At 39.5% G+C, this 16665-nt stretch carries 13 protein-coding genes; 5 read left to right on the top strand and 8 right to left on the bottom strand.

What is annotated here, in order from left to right; genetic code table 11:
• Window positions 1-81: 81 nt before the first annotated feature.
• From H5058_RS08000 to H5058_RS07985, 4 genes are all read right to left on the bottom strand, one after another.
• Complete coding sequence (locus H5058_RS08000; RefSeq protein ID WP_011326830.1) at window positions 82-492, bottom strand: CBS domain-containing protein; 411 nt, start codon at window positions 490-492, stop codon at window positions 82-84.
• 175 nt (window positions 493-667) lie between these two features.
• Window positions 668-1381 carry an NAD(P)H-flavin reductase gene (fre, locus tag H5058_RS07995; protein ID WP_011326831.1) on the bottom strand — a complete coding sequence of 238 codons (714 nt, stop codon included), beginning with the start codon at window positions 1379-1381 and terminating at the stop codon, window positions 668-670.
• 100 nt (window positions 1382-1481) lie between these two features.
• Complete coding sequence (ubiD, locus tag H5058_RS07990) at window positions 1482-2948, bottom strand: 4-hydroxy-3-polyprenylbenzoate decarboxylase (RefSeq protein ID WP_011326832.1); 1467 nt, start codon at window positions 2946-2948, stop codon at window positions 1482-1484.
• Window positions 2949-3108: 160 nt separating this feature from the next.
• Entirely contained in the window at window positions 3109-3390 is a 282-nt protein-coding gene (locus H5058_RS07985; RefSeq protein ID WP_182677599.1) for an MliC family protein, read from the bottom strand.
• A gap of 140 nt (window positions 3391-3530) precedes the next feature.
• Between H5058_RS07985 and H5058_RS07980 the strand changes: the two genes are divergently transcribed.
• Entirely contained in the window at window positions 3531-4436 is a 906-nt protein-coding gene (locus H5058_RS07980) for a DUF808 domain-containing protein (RefSeq protein WP_011326834.1), read from the top strand.
• A gap of 88 nt (window positions 4437-4524) precedes the next feature.
• Here the strand turns inward: H5058_RS07980 and H5058_RS07975 are convergent, their stop codons facing one another.
• Window positions 4525-6600, bottom strand: coding sequence for a TonB-dependent siderophore receptor (locus H5058_RS07975; protein WP_011326835.1), 2076 nt, complete (start codon window positions 6598-6600; stop codon window positions 4525-4527).
• Window positions 6601-6784: 184 nt separating this feature from the next.
• On the opposite strand from H5058_RS07975, the gene dbpA reads away from it, so the two are divergent.
• Entirely contained in the window at window positions 6785-8173 is a 1389-nt protein-coding gene (gene dbpA, locus H5058_RS07970; protein ID WP_011326836.1) for an ATP-dependent RNA helicase DbpA, read from the top strand.
• A 30-nt stretch (window positions 8174-8203) separates the two neighbouring features.
• On the opposite strand, the gene H5058_RS07965 is transcribed toward dbpA, so the two are convergent.
• Window positions 8204-8788, bottom strand: coding sequence for a DNA-J related domain-containing protein (locus H5058_RS07965; protein WP_182677597.1), 585 nt, complete (start codon window positions 8786-8788; stop codon window positions 8204-8206).
• A gap of 73 nt (window positions 8789-8861) precedes the next feature.
• Between H5058_RS07965 and H5058_RS07960 the strand changes: the two genes are divergently transcribed.
• Window positions 8862-11690, top strand: coding sequence for a tetratricopeptide repeat protein (locus H5058_RS07960; RefSeq protein ID WP_182677595.1), 2829 nt, complete (start codon window positions 8862-8864; stop codon window positions 11688-11690).
• Window positions 11691-11789: 99 nt separating this feature from the next.
• Here the strand turns inward: H5058_RS07960 and rho are convergent, their stop codons facing one another.
• Complete coding sequence (gene rho / locus H5058_RS07955; RefSeq protein ID WP_011326839.1) at window positions 11790-13049, bottom strand: transcription termination factor Rho; 1260 nt, start codon at window positions 13047-13049, stop codon at window positions 11790-11792.
• Window positions 13050-13235: 186 nt separating this feature from the next.
• On the bottom strand, window positions 13236-13562 hold the full coding sequence (gene trxA / locus H5058_RS07950; RefSeq protein WP_011326840.1) for a thioredoxin TrxA: 327 nt from the start codon (window positions 13560-13562) through the stop codon (window positions 13236-13238).
• 91 nt (window positions 13563-13653) lie between these two features.
• On the opposite strand from trxA, the gene rhlB reads away from it, so the two are divergent.
• Both rhlB and gppA read left to right on the top strand, forming a co-directional pair.
• Window positions 13654-14931, top strand: a complete 1278-nt coding sequence (gene rhlB, locus H5058_RS07945) for an ATP-dependent RNA helicase RhlB (RefSeq protein WP_041454311.1) — start codon at window positions 13654-13656, stop codon at window positions 14929-14931.
• A gap of 45 nt (window positions 14932-14976) precedes the next feature.
• Window positions 14977-16470, top strand: coding sequence for a guanosine-5'-triphosphate,3'-diphosphate diphosphatase (gppA, locus tag H5058_RS07940; protein ID WP_182677593.1), 1494 nt, complete (start codon window positions 14977-14979; stop codon window positions 16468-16470).
• The last annotated feature ends 195 nt before the right edge of the window (window positions 16471-16665 follow it).

Raw genomic sequence — 16665 nt, 5'->3', positions numbered from 1 at the left:
ATAAAAAATGCCGCTATTAATAGCGGCATTTTTGTATCTAAGCAACCAGAGTTCAGGTGAAGTATTTATAAATTAGTGTTTTTAGTGTGTTTGACAAGCTAGGTAGTTATCGTAAAGGGCTTTGAGAATATCGGCTCTGCTGATCATTCCTATTACTTTTTCGCCGTCAACCACAGGGTAGTTTTTCGGTTTACCGGGTCTCATTTGCTCAGCAAGTTCAATAATGTTGGTGTCGCCATTTACAGTCACGACTTCTGTTTGCATTAGTTGCGATACTTTCACCACCCCATCACAAAAATAACTGCTTTGCATGAGTGGTTTAAGCAGCTCTTGCTCAGAGATAAAGCCAACTAAAAATTTATTGCTATCGAATACTGGGGCACCAAGTAATTTAAATTTTTGCAGCTCTGCAATGGCAGTGGTCATTTCGGTATCTGGGGTAATGTTTGGCAACTTGTGTTGCATAAAGTCTTTTACTTTTGTATTTAGCATATGGGTCTCTCCCGCTGAATGTTCTATACAAAGTATGGTTTATAGATCGACTTTTAGGAAATTGTTTATGTTGATGATGTTGATAGATTTTAACTATTAATTATTTATTGTTATAAAAACAATTAAGGCACCTATTTAGATGCCTTAATATTTGAAATGAGAGCGTTAAGTGCAATTATTTAATAAATGCAAACGCATCTGCGTACATGTTTTCGCGAATAGCACCATGAGCAATAAAATCGTCACGAACTATGCCTATCATGTCAAAACGTCCAGCCATGTAAATATCGTAAGGCGCTAGCGATACTATATCTTGCATTACGGCTTTGTGTACATAACCGGTATGTCCTTGCCAATCAGGCGATGGGTTTTCTACTACCGGAATAAACTGAAAGTTTTTGTGGCTATCGGCCCACACTTGCATTTCGCGGTGTGCATAAAGTGCCGATTCTTCTCTTACGCCCCAGTATAATAATACCGGGCGGTCGCAGCTAATTTCAGCTAGGTGATCAGCCATTGATTTTGCATATGAAAACCCAGTACCGCCAGCAAGTAAAATAATTGGACGTTCACACTGTAAACGAAGTTGCGATATACCTAAGCCTGCTTCTATCTCTATTAGCTGCTTTTCGTTAAGTGCATTGCGTAAATGTTCAAGCGACTGCATTGCATATGTATCGGTTCCCGAAGCGCCAATATGTAACTCTATTTGATCGCATTGTGAAGGGCGGCTGGCAATCGAAAATGCACGCTTGTCATTTTCGCTCAATACAAGATGCATGTATTGGCCTGCTTCAAACGAAACCGGTTGTTGTGGTTTTAAAATTACTTTATGAACAAATTCTGTAAGTGGGCTGATAGCAACAACTTCAGCTTTTAATGTTTGCATTTTTTACCTTTTAGCAGCGCTTTTCATAGCAGATACGCAATAGAATGTGTTGATTCTAGCATATCTGCAGGGTTGTTTTATAGCCTATTGGTCTAGGATATTAGAGAATGTTGAGGCTCTGCCAAATGTCGTCTACGCGATCTTTGGTGGCTTTATCCATCTCAATCGGCTCGCCCCATTCACGGTTTGTTTCGCCAGGCCATTTGTTCGTTGCATCCATACCCATTTTAGAGCCAAGGCCAGAAACCGGTGACGCAAAATCTAAATAATCAATTGGTGTGTTTTCTATTAAAGTGGTGTCGCGAGCGGGATCCATACGCGTAGTAATTGCCCAAATAACATCTTCCCAATCTCGGGCGTTAATATCGTCATCGCACACAATAACAAACTTGGTATACATAAATTGACGTAAGTAAGACCACACTCCCATCATTACGCGTTTTGCATGACCAGGATATTGTTTTTTCATGGTAACAATAGCCATGCGGTACGAGCAGCCTTCTGGTGGCAAGTAAAAATCAACAATTTCAGGGAATTGTTTTTGTAAAATAGGTACAAATACTTCGTTTAATGCCACCCCTAAAATAGCAGGCTCATCAGGCGGGCGGCCGGTAAAGGTACTGTGGTAAATAGGGTTTTTACGGTGGGTCATATGGGTTACTGTCATCACCGGAAAGTCATCAACTTCGTTATAATAACCAGTGTGATCGCCATACGGACCTTCAGGTGCCATTTCACCTGGCATTATGTAGCCTTCAAGTACTATTTCGGCGCTTGCGGGTACTTGTAAATCGTTTGATATTGATTTAACTACTTCAGTTTTACTGCCGCGCAGTAAGCCTGCAAAAGCGTACTCGCTTAATGTGTCGGGTACAGGGGTTACTGCACCTAATATAGTCGCCGGATCGGCGCCCAATGCCACAGATACCGGGTACGGTTGGCCTGGATTTTCTTTACACCACTCTTGAAAATCAAGCGCGCCGCCACGGTGAGACAACCAGCGCATAATAATTTTATTTTTGCCTAACAGTTGTTGGCGGTATATTCCTAAATTTTGGCGCTTTTTATAAGGCCCTTTAGTAACGGTAAGGCCCCAAGTAATTAACGGTGCAGCATCACCTGGCCAGCAATGTTGAATAGGCAGCTTAGTTAAATCGACCTCATCACCTTGTAAAATAACTTCTTGGCAGGGGGCTTTTTTTACTTCTTTTGCTGGCATATTAAGCACTTGTTTATAAACAGGTATTTGCCCTAGCGCTTCTTTAATGCCTTTTGGTGGCTCTGGTTCTTTTAAAAAAGCCAAAAGCTTGCCAACTTCACGTAATTCGCTTACATCTTCTTGGCCCATACCCATGGCAACACGCTTGGGTGTGCCAAATAAGTTAGCCAATACCGGAATATCGTAACCTTTAGGGTTTTCAAATAATAACGCAGGGCCTTTAGCACGTAATGTACGGTCGGCTATTTCGGTCATTTCAAGATACGGGTCGATTTCTTGAGTGATGCGTTTAAGCTCACCTCTTTTTTCAAGTAAATCGATAAAATCACGAAGATCTTTGTATTTCATTGTGGGCCGCTATTAAGCAATAAAGTTAAAAGTATTATACCCAAGTAACGTAAAATTGCATGCTCAGTTACTTAGCTATTAGCACTTGGAAAAATACAGTTACTTTGTATCACTAAACTTGCTTTATCACGGTTTAATTTTATTAGTTTTACTGTACTACCTACTGTTGTAGGCAGTGGTATTTTGCCCCTTCAATAATAAGCATGGCTTCGTTATCTTTACTCCAAAACAACACATTTTTATTTATGTATTTATTACCTGAGGCGCTTTTTTCTCGGCTAAGTTGATAGGTATTATTATTAAGTGTTAGTGCTGCTGTTTGCTCATTGATAACGCTAAGCGTGGCTTCTTTTTGATTACATAGATAACGAGTGTTAATTGTGGGCTCATTACAAGCAGATAAGCCTAATACACTTAATGCGATTATCAGCAGCGCTTTCATTTATATCTCCAGTGCAAACAGCAAGTAATTATCGATATTTGCGTATTAATTTTAATCAGCATAGCAAAGCAAAATTAACCGTTGGTGAAAATGCGGCTTTAAGTTATGTTAATAATATTATTTTTAAGCTAGGTATTTATATGGCAGGTACTAATCTTTTAACCTTATTAGACGACATTACTGTGCTACTAGATGATATTGCAACTATGAGTAAAGTTGCTACAAAAAAAACAGCGGGTGTATTAGGTGATGACTTAGCGCTTAATGCTCAACAAGTTACCGGTGTAGCTGCAGAGCGTGAGCTACCTGTGGTGTGGGCGGTAGCAAAAGGATCGTTTTTAAATAAAGCAATATTAGTACCTGCGGCGTTATTAATAAGTGTGTGGTTACCTTGGTTAATTACGCCTTTATTAATGTTAGGTGGATTATTTTTATGTTTTGAGGGCGCAGAAAAAGTATTTGCCAAGTTTTTGCCTCATGATGATAAAAGCGAAAGTGAGGGCGACAAATTAGACCTAGTAGAATACGAGAAGCAAAAAGTTAAAGGTGCGATTAGAACCGACTTTATACTTTCTGCTGAGATCATAGTAATTACGCTTGGCACAGTTGCAGCTGCTACATTAATAAATCAGGCATTGGTATTGTGTGTTATTGCCATAATTATGACTATTGGCGTTTATGGCTTAGTTGCAGGAATTGTGAAGCTTGATGATGCAGGTCTATATTTACTTAATCAATCTAAGCTATCGGCTAATAAATTTAAAGAAATACTAGGCAAAGGGTTGTTAGCGGCAGCACCACGGCTTATGCAGTTTTTAGCATTTGCGGGTACAGTTGCAATGTTTTTAGTGGGCGGCGGCATTTTAGTGCATGGCATTAAAGCTTTGCATCATATTCAAATAGCGGTAACCAATTATGGGCAAACAATTGTAGGTACTACAGGTGAAGTGCTGGCACCACTTATATTTGATGGCTTATTAGGTGTTATAGCAGGCTTAGTTGTTGTGCTTGGGCATTTAGCTTATTTAAAAATATTCAAAAAATAGCGCTAATTCACAGCTTACAATTATTGCCTGTTTAACAACCGTATAGTTAAATAAGCCCATACAGTTAAATGTGTATGGGCTGTATTAATTAAAAGCTAAATTGTGCTGCTAAGCGTACGCTCGCGCCTTCACCTATGGTTACATTATTTAAACCACCGCCTGCTAGGTAGTTTGTATCAAATAAGTTTTCAATATTTAGGCGTAAGTTAACGTCGGTATTGTTTAAGTTTATTTTATACGTTGCACCCACATCTACGCGGGTGTAGGCATCTTTAGTAACGGTATTGGCATTGTCGGCAAAGCGTTCGCCTTCGTAAAATGCACCTGCGTTTAATGCAATTACGTCGTTTAATTCATAACGCGTCCAAAGTGATGCAGACCATTTAGGGGCATCGGTAGGGCGCTTACCTTGCAATGTTGCGTCGCGCTCGTAGTTGGCATCTAAGTACATAGTTGATGCCATTACAAATAAGCGATCAGTTGCTGCACCTTGCGCCGCTAATTCAAAGCCTTTATGGCGCTGCTCGCCAGCTTGAGTAGTGATGCTGGTTATATTATCAACAGGGTTTACAAGATCTTCGCTCACTAAAGTGCCTGTTTTGCTAATATCAAATAATGCGCCACTGAGCATTAATCGATCGTCAAACAGCTGCCATTTAATACCAATTTCTTTTTGCTCAGAGGTAATCGCATCGAGCTTCATGCCATTATTAACATCGTTTGTATTTACTAGCGTTTCGTTTTGCGGCTCAAAACCTTCAGAGTAACTAGCGTAAATAGTGGCCGAGGCATTAGGGTGATATAGCACACCCACTTTAGGAACAAACGATTCATTATTACTATTTTCTTTACTTTGCTTGTCGTAACGACCGCCTAAAGATAACTGCCATTCTGGTGAGAACGAAATGAGATCTTGCATGTAAATACCGTAATAGTCATAAGCAGATGAGCTAACAGTGTCATCTGTTTTATAGCTTATAGCTGGGCGAAATGGTTCGTTTTGCCCGGCGCTAAAGTCAAATGATTCGGCATTAGTTTTTAATTGGCCATAATAATAATCAAGCGAATTTGCGCCAATTAAAAATTGGTGCTGAATACCAAAGGTTTCAAATTCACCAATAAAGTCAACAAAGGCGGTTTTAAACTGCCAATCATCAAAACGATCGTAAGGGCGTGACGCGTAGCTATCACCTTCGATAAAGTTACTTGGTTTACGAGGTGCTGACTCAAAGCGTTGACGCTCAAATGTTTGCTCGTTGTAACCAAGTTTTACTTGCCAGTTTTCGGTTAAAAACACTTCTAGGTCAACACCTAGGTTTTCTACCGTTATATCTGTAAACGCCCAAGACATATCGCGAATTGTTTTATCGTCGCCAATTACATTGGCATTACTATCAATCCAGGCACCCGTATCTAAACCGGCTTCGTCATCTGTGCGGTCGTAATGTACGCGTACTAAGGCGTTATCGCTAATATCGTAATCAACAATTAATGCACCTAAAAAGCGATCGCGTTCACGGTTTTCACCATTTTGGTATTCACGCCAATAATCAACATCTTGCTTTACTAAAATACCGCGAGCACGTAAATCTTCCGACTCAGTAAGTGCACCGCCCGCATCCAGCATAAAGCGAGTTGAACCATGTTGATCAACATCGGCACTGGCTTTAAATAATGTTTGTGACGTGGGTTTTTTAGTGACCATATTAACCAAGCCACCAGGACCCGATTGGCCATATAAAATACTTGATGGGCCTTTAATAACTTCAACTTGTTGTAATATTTCGATAGGTTGTTGGTAGTGCGACCAGTGCTGATGGCCGTCACGCAAGTAACCTGTAGATGAACTCAGTTCAAACCCACGTAAATTAAATACTTCACGGTTACGTTGCTTTGAACCTGGCGTTAAGCTGGCATCGTTAGTAAGTACTTCACCTAACGTAGTTGCGAGTTGTTCATTTACTATGGTGTCGGTAATAACGGTAACCGACTGTGCGGTATCAAGTAACGAAGCTGACGTTCTCATTGCGCCATTAGCATTGTCTACTTTATAGTCATTAAAATAACTTCCTTTTACTTCTATATGTTCTATATCTGTTGCGTTTGCATAAACACTCGCAGTAGTACTTGCTAGCAGTGCGATAAAAAGTGGGCTTAGTTTCATTAGTTGTTTCCGGGTTGATAGTATTAATGCTGAGTTAATCTTAATGAAAACCAGTATCATTTGCAATGCCTTTTAGTGTGTTTTTTTATAATGCTTAATGGTTGCCAATTAGGAATTCTGCTATTATTAGCAGCATATTGAGTGGGGCTTTTCCCCATGTTATTTTTTTGTATTGGGATTTACTGTGACCACAACTGCTTTTTCATCTTTGGCTTTACCTTCTGGGTTAGTTGATAACTTATCAACACTCGGCTACACCCACATGACACCTGTTCAGGCGCAAAGTTTACCGCCAGTACTGGCTGGAAAAGACATTATTGCTCAAGCAAAAACGGGGTCAGGTAAAACTGCGGCGTTTAGCTTAGGCGTATTGGCTAAATTAAACGTAAAACGTTTTCGTATTCAATCTTTAGTATTGTGCCCAACACGTGAGTTGGCAGAGCAAGTAGCTGTAGAAATGCGCAAATTAGCGCGTGGCATCCATAATATTAAAATACTTACTTTATGTGGTGGTGTATCAATTGGTCCACAAATTGGCTCACTTGAACATGGCGCACATATTATTGTTGGTACACCGGGGCGAGTTGACGATCATATTCGTAAAGGTACTTTGCGTTTAGATGATGTAGAAACGCTCGTATTAGATGAAGCCGACCAAATGCTAGATATGGGTTTTCAAGATACCTTAGATGCAATTATTGAGCGTATTCCTACTAACCGCCAAACATTACTATTTAGCGCTACGTTTCCACGTGCAATAGAAGCTGTTGCAAAGCGTGTGCTTAGCAATCCAGTAATGGTTAAGGTAGAAGAAGAGCAAGCTAAAAGCACTATTAAGCAATACTTCTATAAAATGGATAACAATAAACAACGTTACCCAACACTTAAATTATTGCTGCTTAAATTTACCCCGCAAAGCTGTGTCGTGTTTTGTAATACTAAAGTAGAAACACAGCAATTGTGTGATGATTTAGTTGATGAAGGCTTTAGTGCGGTATCTTTACATGGTGATTTAGAGCAGCGTGATCGTGAGCGTACGTTAATTCATTTTTCTAATAAAAGTGCATCAATACTAGTGGCAACCGATGTGGCCGCGCGTGGTTTAGACATTGACGATATGGATATGGTGATTAACTATCACTTAGCTCACGACACACAAACACATGTGCATCGTATTGGTCGTACCGGTCGAGCGGGTAAAAAGGGTATTGCATGCTCTATTTATGGTGAGGCAGAAGCATTTAAAATTGCACAAATTGGTGACCATTATGAGCGCGATGTGATCCCAGAGCCAATGCCATCGTTTAGCTTATTAGAAAAACCACCATACAAACCAGAAATGGTAACCTTAATGCTTGATTCTGGTAAAAAGCAAAAAGTACGCGCAGGTGATATTTTAGGTGCACTTACCGGTAAAGACGGTATTGCGGGGCGTCAAGTTGGTAAAATAAACGTACTCGACAACGTTGCGTTTGTTGCCGTAGAGCGTAATTCTTCAAAACCGGCACTGCGTAAATTAACCGAAGGCAATATTAAAGGCCGTAAAATACGCGCTCGTCGCCTTACGTGCTAATAGTGTATTGAATAACTAATTCAATAATTACTAATCTACTGAGCAGCTTGCCCTAAGCTGCTCATATTCACCCTTTAACTGTTTAAATTTTTCTGCATTACCAACTGCTTTATCAGGGTGACACTGTAACGCCAGTTGCCGCCAACGCTTTTGTACTTCTTTTAGCGTGCTTTGCTGAGATAGTTGCCACTTTATTAATAGCTGTTTATGAGTGTCTAGATCTATTATTTGTGCAGATTTACTGTGTTTGGTAAAACGCTGCCAAAACTGGGTTAAAAGAGTATTGATTTCGGCGCTAGAGGTTTCAAAGTTTTGCCAATCAAGGTAGTAGTCTCGTAGCGGATCGGTGTTTTTTATGAGAGTGTTACTGGCTGTGGTAATAAGTTGTATTTGTAAACCACTAATAAGGAGTTGCTGCTTAGGCATAATTTGCTGCTGTAGCTGATAAAGCGCGTTCATAATTAAAAAGTTACGTTTGAATAAATCACGATCAGGGGCAACATCAAGCGTGTTAATCATTTTACGTTGTTGTAATTCTGCTGCTAAAGTATGTACCATCCATACTTTCTTTTGCAAAAGTAACTCAAAAATCTCATCTATCAGTGGGTTAAGCATTGTTTACAATCTAGTTATTAGTGTATCTTGGGTAAATTATCATAGTGGCTACAAAAGTTTCAAGGATGTAATTATGCAGGGTTGGTTACAACGCTTCTTTTTTGTTGGCTTTATGGCTGTATGCAGCATTTTTTCTACATTGAGTTTTTCTGTTACACCAGCCGACTTATTTGAACAATTTAAGTCTGCTGAAAGTTGGTCAGATAAACAAAGCTTTGCCTCTACACTGTTAGCTAAAAAAAACTTACCACACCAACAGCGCATTGCTATATATAGCGACTTAGCTGAACTTGCCTTTAATGCCAACGACCTTCCCCATGCCTTAGAGTATTATAAGTTATTAGAGAGTAGCATCACCTTTAATGAGTTGCCCGATCTGTATTTTAGAGCAATAAAAATGCAAGGTGTGGTGTTGTATTATCAAGGGTTTGTACAACAAGCTGTGGTTGATTATAGCCGGGCTTTAGGGTTAGCCATACGTTTAAAAGGCTCATTAAAACAAGCCAATTTATTAAGTAATATAGGCTTGGCTTATTTTGATATGTATAACATGGAATTAGCACTAGATTATTATCAGCAAGCAAAACTGATCTACGAAAAAGAGGGCAGTGCGCAAGACAAAGCCGATATTTTGCACAATATTGCCGGGATATATATTCGCCTTTCTCGTTACGAATCAGCACTTGAAATGTATCGTGAGGTATTAAAGGTATTTCAACAACTTGGTGATGAAGATGGTGTAGCTCAAGTCTATGGCAATATGGGAGTAGCCTATACTGAGTCAAAGCAATACCAGTTGGCACTGCATTATAATCAGCTGGCACTGCGTTACTATCAGAGCATAAATAATGCATTCCAACTCTCTACTAAGCACGCTAATTTAGCGAGTATTAATCTGCACTTAAATAAATTTGATGTGGCCTTATATCATGCAAAGGCGGCGCAGCAATTTGCACTTGATGCAGGGAATAAATCGTTATTAGCGGCAGCACTGCATGTGCTTGCCACTGCGCAGTTTGCTCAGGGCGATATTGAAAATGCAAAAACAACGTCAGAGCACTCAATTGCATTAGCAAAAGAATATAAAAATGGCATGCGCATTAAAGACGGCTTAGGTATTGAGGCTTTGATTTACTCAAGCTTAGGCGACTTTAAACAAGCGCTGCAATTGCATCAGCAGTATGTTGACTATCAACGTAGTATAAATACAGAAGAGGCTTCAAAGGCAGTTAGTATTTTTCAAACTCAATTTGAAGCAGATAAACTAAACCAAGAAATTAAACAGCTAAAACAACAACAACACTTACAACAACTGCAAATATCTAAACGTTCACAGTTAACTATTCTGCTTGGCATTGTAGCAATCCTTATTTTAATTACAGTAATAGCAATTTACCGTCGCAGAATAGAAAGTAATGCAAAATTACAACTAACAGAGCAAGTAGAGCAACGCACGTTAGAATTACAAAGTGTGGCGCAAGAGCTGCGCGAAGCAAACGATGTTAAAAGTCAGTTTTTAGCAAATATAAGCCATGAAATTCGCACCCCACTCACCGCTATTTTAAGCCAAACCGACGACTTAATTAATGGTTTGTATGATCCTGAGCAGTTACAAGATGAGCTCAAAGTTATTCAGCGTCAAAGCGAGCATTTAAAAAGTTTAATTAATGATGTGCTCGATTTAAGTAAAATAGAAGCAAACAGATTGGAGCTGTCTATTTCTTGTTTTGATATTGTACAAGTGCTGAATGACATACATGGGATGTTTAGCGTACAAGCAAAAGCTAAAAACTTATCTTTGGTATTTGACAACCAACTCGGTGATGAACTGTATACCAGGCTTGATTTAACCCGAGTAAAGCAAATATTAATAAACCTGTGTGCTAATGCAATTAAATTTACTCACAGTGGCCAAGTTACGATTGTGGCCAATAATACCGATCAAGGGCTAGTGCTCACGGTAAAAGATACCGGAATAGGTATGAATACAGCGCAACTTAAGCTTATTTTTGAATGCTTTAGCCAAGCAGATAATAGTATTAGCCGTCGTTTTGGTGGTACTGGTTTGGGGCTTAGTTTGTCACAACAACTAGCTGCCATGATGGGAGGATATATTAGTGTGCAAAGCGAATTTAAAAAAGGCAGTCAATTCTCATTCTTTGTACCGTGCGTACCAGTAGATAAAAGCGAATGTGCAGTTACAGCTAAAGACAATATAAATGGTGACTATAAAGCGCTAAGCGCTAAAGTGTTACTTGCTGAGGATCATGACGATAATCGCAGATTAATAAGCCGTTATTTACGCGCCATGGGGCTTGACGTTATTGCAGTTGAAAATGGCGAGCAAGCTGTAGAGCAATGTTTAAAAGAGTATCCTGATTTTGTGCTGTTGGACATTCAAATGCCTATTATGGATGGCATTACTGCTTTTGAGTTGCTCAGGCAGTGCGGTTATGAGCAGCCAATATTTGCCTTAACGGCCAATGCAATGAGCCATGAGATCGAGCAGTATTTAGCACTTGGTTTTACTGATTACTTAGCTAAACCAATTGATAAAGAGAGGTTTTATAGCACTATAGCTGAGCATCTCGCATCAATAAAAAATGAGCAAAACAGCACAAGCGTAAATATAGATATGAGTGACTTAGTGACTAGTTTCAAACAAAGCTTATCAATAGAAAGTGAGTTAATTAGCCAACACTTTAATAGTGGCGACTTTGTTGCGTTACAAAAAGATAGCCATCGTATTTTAGGGGCAGCACAAATGTTTAAGTTGTGCGATATTGCAGACGCTGCAAAAGCGTTAGATGATGCGTGTAAAAGCCCAGAAGAAGTACAAAATATTGCAGTGTTAGTTGATAAACTACAAGCCTTATTTTTGCACTACAAAGAGCATGGTTAAAGCGGTACAGCGCTACTTTTTTGCAGGCAAATAAAAACGCCTAATAATTGATATTCAATTGTTAGGCGTTTTTTTATAAGCTTTAAAACTTATATGGTATTACTGGCGTTTCATCGAATCAAAAAACTCATCGTTGGTTTTGCTCATCGATAATTTATCAATTAAAAATTCCATTGCGTCAATTTCTGACATGTCATGAACAATTTTACGCAAAATCCACAGCTTTTGTAGCTCATCTGGTTTTGTGAGTAACTCTTCACGACGAGTGCCTGAACGGTTAAAGTCGATAGCTGGGAATACACGTCGTTCCGCAATTTTACGGTTAAGATGTAGTTCCATGTTACCAGTACCTTTAAACTCTTCGTAGATAACTTCATCCATTTTAGAGCCGGTATCAATAAGCGCAGTAGCAATAATTGTTAAGCTGCCGCCTTCTTCAACATTACGTGCAGCACCAAAAAAACGTTTCGGTTTATGGAGTGCGTTTGCATCAACACCACCGGTAAGTACTTTACCAGATGATGGAATAACGGTGTTGTAAGCACGGGCTAAACGTGTGATTGAGTCAAGTAAGATAACAACATCTTTTTTATGCTCTACTAAACGTTTTGCTTTTTCGATAACCATTTCGGCTACTTGTACGTGGCGAGAAGCAGGTTCATCAAATGTTGATGCAATTACTTCGCCTTTTACAAGACGCTGCATTTCGGTTACTTCTTCCGGACGCTCATCAATTAGTAATACCATTAATGTTGCATCTGGGTGATTGTGAGTAATCGATTGCGCAATATTTTGTAGTAGCATGGTTTTACCCGCTTTTGGCGGTGCTACTAATAAACCACGTTGACCACGACCAATAGGAGAGGCTAAATCAAGTACTCGGGCTGTAATATCTTCTTTACTACCGTTACCGCGTTCCATACGAAAACGTTCGTTTGCATGCAGTGGTGTTAGGTTTTCAAAAAGAATTTTAGTGCGAGAGTTTTCAGGTTTATCAAAGTTAACTTCATTTACTTTAAGTAAAGCAAAGTAACGCTCACCGTCTTTAGGTGGACGAATAAGGCCTGAGATTGAATCGCCAGTACGCATACTAAAACGGCGAATCTGGCTAGGTGAAACATAAATGTCATCTGGGCCAGCTAAGTAAGAGGCTTCTGATGATCTTAAAAAGCCAAAACCATCTTGCAAAATTTCTAATACACCGCCACCGAAGATATTCTCTCCGCCTTTGGCATGTGATTTTAAAATAGCAAAAATGATATCTTGCTTTCTTAAGCGGGCTACGTTTTCGAGCCCCATGGACTCAGCTAAGTCTACAAGCTCTTTTATAGATTTGTCTTTTAGTTCGCGTAAATGCATATTGGTGGGTTCTTTATTACAGTTGTCATACTCAAAATCGCTTTGTTTGATCGTTGAGTGAGGTTTGTTGAATATAACTAAGGATTAGTTGGCTTTATAAACTAGCAGCTCATTGACACAGCGTCCAGTGTTTATACAAAAAAATAATAAAAAAAGGGCATTAAGCCCTTTTTTTATTGTTTAAATTTAAAGATTGTTTTCTAAAAACTCGATTAATTGAGTTTTTGAAAGTGCGCCAACTTTAGTTGCAGCAACTTGGCCATCTTTAAAAAGAAGTAATGTAGGGATACCACGAATACCAAATTTAGGCGGTGTACCCGCATTTTGATCGATATTAAGTTTAGCTATGGTAACGCGACCATCAAATTCCTCAGCAACTTCACTAAGGATAGGGGCGATCATTTTACAAGGTCCGCACCACTCAGCCCAAAAGTCTACTAGTACAGGCTTGTCTGATTGTAATACGTCAGCTTCAAAGCTATCGTCAGTAATTTGGATTATTTTCTCGCTCATTGCGCTCTCCGGTTTAGTTAGGCGAAATATTTAGTGCGTATTTAAACACTCTTGTTTCTTATTGCAAGTTTAAACGTTATGCTTAAACGCTATGACTAAGACACATTTGACCGATAAAAAGTTTTCAGACTTTGCTATTGCACCGGAAGTGGTTGCCGGTTTAACCGAAAGTGGGTTTGAATATTGCACACCCATTCAAGCTAAATGCCTACCTTTTATTTGTGAGGGTCGCGATATCGCAGGCCAAGCACAAACAGGTACAGGCAAAACGTTGGCGTTTTTAACTGCCACGTGCCATCGGTTATTACAATCTAGCAAAGCCCCTAGTAAACATCCAAGAGCCCTGATCATGGCCCCTACAAGGGAGCTGGCGATTCAGATACACAAAGATGCAAAAATTTTAGCGCCGCACTGTAATCTTAACTTAGGTTTAGTATATGGTGGCGAAGATTACGAAAAACAACGTGCACAACTAGAAAAAGGCGTTGATATTTTAATTGGTACTACAGGTCGTTTAATTGATCTGTATAAGCAAGGCTGTTACACCCTTAATGAAATTGAGGTAGTCGTGCTTGACGAAGCAGATCGTATGTTTGATTTGGGCTTTATCAAAGATATTCGTTATATGTTCCACCGTATGCCAGATACATCAAAGCGTTTAAATTTATTATTCTCTGCAACGCTATCGTATCGTGTACAAGAACTTGCGTTTGAACATATGACCAATCCTGAGCACGTACAAATTGAACCAGACGTAAAAACCGGTAAACGCATTCAAGAAGAGCTATTTCATCCTTCACAAGAAGATAAAATTAAGCTGCTGCTGACGTTAATTGAAGAAGAGTGGCCTGAAAAAGCCATTATCTTTGCTAACACTAAGCATAGTTGTGAAACCGTATATGCCTGGTTAAAAGCCGATGGACATCGGGTTGGCATGCTTACCGGTGACGTAAATCAGAAAAAACGTCAATCAATTTTAGCTGAGTTTAGTAAAGGCGACTTAGACTTTTTAGTGGCAACAGATGTTGCAGCACGTGGTCTACATATTCCTGAAGTAAGCCATGTATTTAATTTTGATTTACCAGATGATTGCGAAGACTACGTACACCGCATTGGCCGTACAGCCCGCGCTGGCGCGTCTGGTCACGCTATTAGTTTTGCATGTGAACAATATGCTTATAACTTGCATGAAATTGAAGAGTATATAGATCACAGTATTCCTTTATCACATTACGATAAAACAGCATTACTGGATGATTTAACTAAACCTACTATTCATAGAAAGCGTAACTTTTCTACAGGCCCACGTAATCGCAGTAACAACAGCGGACGTCGCCCAAATAATAGTTATCAAAAAGGACGGTCATAAACGACCGTTAGTTTAACTGTAATAGTAATTAGAGGTTTTTGAACGGTGGGGCAACTTAAACCGCAAAAAAATGTATATGCAGTTATTGATTTAGGTTCAAATAGCTTTCATATGCTTATTGCTAAATCAATAGCTGGCGGCCTGCAAACCATAGGTCGTGTTAAACGCAAAGTAAGGTTAGCTGCAGGGCTTGATATAGACAATGTATTAAGCTCAGAAGCAATGCATAGAGGATGGGAGTGCCTAGCGTTATTTGCTGAGCGCTTACAAGATATCCCTAAACAAAACATCACTATAGTTGCCACCGCCACATTACGTTTAGCTAGTAATGCTGATGTATTTAAAGCGCAAGCAGAAAAAATCCTCGGTCATAAAGTTAATATCATTAGCGGTGAACTAGAAGCGCGCACTATATATAAAGGCGTTGCTCATACCTCATCTTGTACCGGTAGTCAGCTTGTTATCGATATTGGTGGTGCTAGCACTGAAGTGATTATTGGTAAGAACTTTGATGCATTACTTTACAAAAGCCTGAACATCGGGTGTGTTACCTACCTAGAGCGCTATTTTAAAGATTGCAAATTAAGCAATGCAAACTTTAACACCGCAATAAAAGCCGCACGTACTGTCATTGATGAAATTGCATCAGAGTATAAAGTTAAAGGCTGGCAAATAGCCTCAGGTGCTTCGGGTACAGTACAAGCAATTCAAGAAATCATGATAGCGCAAAACCTAGATGAGCTATTAACCCTTGAAAAACTCTACACTATCAAAAAGCAATCAATCGCTTATAAAACGATTGCCGCATTAGACCTACCAGGGCTAAGTGAAGATCGCCGTTTAGTATTTGTATCAGGGCTTGCCATTTTAATTGCATTATTTGAATCGCTCGAGATCGAAAAAATGGGATTAGCAGGTGGAGCACTGCGTGAGGGTGTTTTATACAGCATGCTACCAGAGCTGCATAATAGCGATATTCGTAAACGTACAATCGATGGCTTTATCGATCGTTACCATGTTGATCAAAAGCAAGCTAGCCGCGTCGCCAGTCTCGTATTAAACTTAGCATCAGAAGTAAATGAAAGCTGGCCAATAAAAGCACTTAATGGGTTGCCTTTATTAACGGCAGTTGCACAGCTTCATGAAATTGGTTTATTGATAGAGTATAAGCAGTATCACAAACACAGTGCTTATATTTTAAAAAATACTGAAATGCCAGGTTTTTCGCAGTCAGAGCATAAAGTCATTGTTGCGGTAGCTAAAGGGCATCGCTCTGATCTTCAAAAAGGCTATTTTGATTCTCTTGGTGCAAATAGTGTACTTGCGCAGTATTTAGTAAGACTAATACGTATAGCTGTCATTTTATGTATGCGTCGCCAAGATGATGTACTCCCTGAGTTTGCGATAACTGTTAAAGACGATGTCTTAAATCTGCAGTTTGAAAATGACTGGTTGAAAAACCATCCATTAATGGCAAGCGAGCTGCAACAAGAATCTAAGCAGCAAGCGAAACTTGGCTGGAAGCTCATAGTAAATTAACTAAACAGGCCCATAAGGGCCTTTTTAGTGTTTAAAATAACCACTTGGTTTAAATATCAAGCGAACAGCGTTTTATTTTAAGTTTTCTTTAAAAAACGCTTGCGTAAAACTGGCTGCGCCCTATAATGCGACCCCACTGAGACGGCAGACAGCAACGCTTAGCGAGGCAAGAGTCAATCAGTGAGTCGAGTAAAA

The sequence above is a fragment of the Pseudoalteromonas sp. SR45-4 genome (assembly GCF_014163535.1).
Taxonomy (GTDB): Bacteria; Pseudomonadota; Gammaproteobacteria; order Enterobacterales; family Alteromonadaceae; genus Pseudoalteromonas; species Pseudoalteromonas nigrifaciens.
The sequence above is the reverse complement of the archived record's forward strand: the minus strand, read 5'-3'. Positions and strand labels throughout refer to the sequence as shown.